A 1,654-nucleotide genomic window follows, 5' to 3' on the forward strand; every position below is an offset into this window, starting at 1 on the left:
GTGTCCGGCGGTGTCCTACTCTCCCACACAGTCTCCCGTGCAGTACCATCGGCGCTGAAGGGCTTAACTTCCGGGTTCGGGATGGGACCGGGTGTTTCCCCTTCGCCATAACCACCGAACGACCAACGCACAACCCCAAAAACAGGGGCCGGCAAGCTTGTCGTCCGAGCCTGGCTCGGTATTTTGTTGTGTCACGGTTCCCGATTTGTTTTCTGGGAACCACACAGGGACGCGAACATCGTGCAGCGATTGGTTTGAACGTTGTGTGTGTTCAAGCCACTCGGCCTATTAGTACCAGTCGACTCCACACGTTACCGCGCTTCCATCTCTGGCCTATCAACCCAGTGGTCTAGCTGGGGGCCTTACAACCCACATGGGGTTGGGAGAACTCATCTTGAGGCAGGCTTCCCGCTTAGATGCTTTCAGCGGTTATCCCTGCCGAACGTAGCCAACCAGCCGTGCCCCTGGCGGGACAACTGGCACACCAGAGGTTCGTCCGTCCCGGTCCTCTCGTACTAGGGACAGATCCTCTCAATTCTCCTACGCGCGCAGCGGATAGGGACCGAACTGTCTCGCGACGTTCTAAACCCAGCTCGCGTGCCGCTTTAATGGGCGAACAGCCCAACCCTTGGGACCTACTCCAGCCCCAGGATGCGACGAGCCGACATCGAGGTGCCAAACCATCCCGTCGATATGGACTCTTGGGGAAGATCAGCCTGTTATCCCCGGGGTACCTTTTAGCCGTTGAGCGACACCACTTCCACACGTCGGTGCCGGATCACTAGGCCCTGCTTTCGCACCTGCTCGACATGTCTGTCTCACAGTCAAGCTCCCTTGTGCCCTTGCACTCGCCACCTGATTGCCAACCAGGCTGAGGGAACCTTTGGGCGCCTCCGTTACTCTTTGGGAGGCAACCGCCCCAGTTAAACTACCCACCAGGCACTGTCCCCCACCCAGATCCATGGGTGCGGGTTAGACGCTCAAAACGACCAGAGTGGTATTTCACCAATGACTCCACCGACACTGGCGTGCCGGCTTCACAGTCTCCCACCTATCCTACACAAGACGCTCCAAACGCCAATGCCAAGCTATAGTGAAGGTCCCGGGGTCTTTCCGTCCTGCTGCGCGAAACGAGCATCTTTACTCGTACTGCAATTTCGCCGGGCCTGTGGTTGAGACAGCGGGGAAGTCGTTACGCCATTCGTGCAGGTCGGAACTTACCCGACAAGGAATTTCGCTACCTTAGGATGGTTATAGTTACCACCGCCGTTTACCGGCGCTTAGATTCTCAGCTTCGAGGAAACAAGTCCCTCTAACCGGTCCTCTTAACGTTCCGGCACCGGGCAGGCGTCAGTCCGTATACAGCGTCTTACGACTTAGCACGGACCTGTGTTTTTAGTAAACAGTCGCTTCCCCCTGGCCTCTGCGACCACCCCCAGCTCAGACAGCACGTGTCCTCACCAGACGTGGTCCCCCTTCTCCCAAAGTTACGGGGGCAATTTGCCGAGTTCCTTAACCACAGTTCACCCGATCGCCTTGGTATTCTCTACCTGACCACCTGAGTCGGTTTGGGGTACGGGCCGCCAGTACACTCGCTAGAGGCTTTTCTCGGCAGCATGGGATCACTCACTTCACCTAAAACGGCTCGGCATCA

General features: G+C 57.4%; 2 rRNA genes. Both read right to left on the bottom strand.

The window, feature by feature from the left end:
* Positions 1-2: 2 nt before the first annotated feature.
* Positions 3-119, bottom strand: a 5S ribosomal RNA gene (gene rrf / locus F8566_RS49520).
* Positions 120-267: 148 nt separating this feature from the next.
* Positions 268-1,654, bottom strand: a 23S ribosomal RNA gene (locus tag F8566_RS49525); the annotation flags it as partial.

Source organism: Actinomadura rudentiformis, from assembly GCF_008923185.1.
Taxonomy (GTDB): domain Bacteria; phylum Actinomycetota; class Actinomycetes; order Streptosporangiales; family Streptosporangiaceae; genus Spirillospora; species Spirillospora rudentiformis.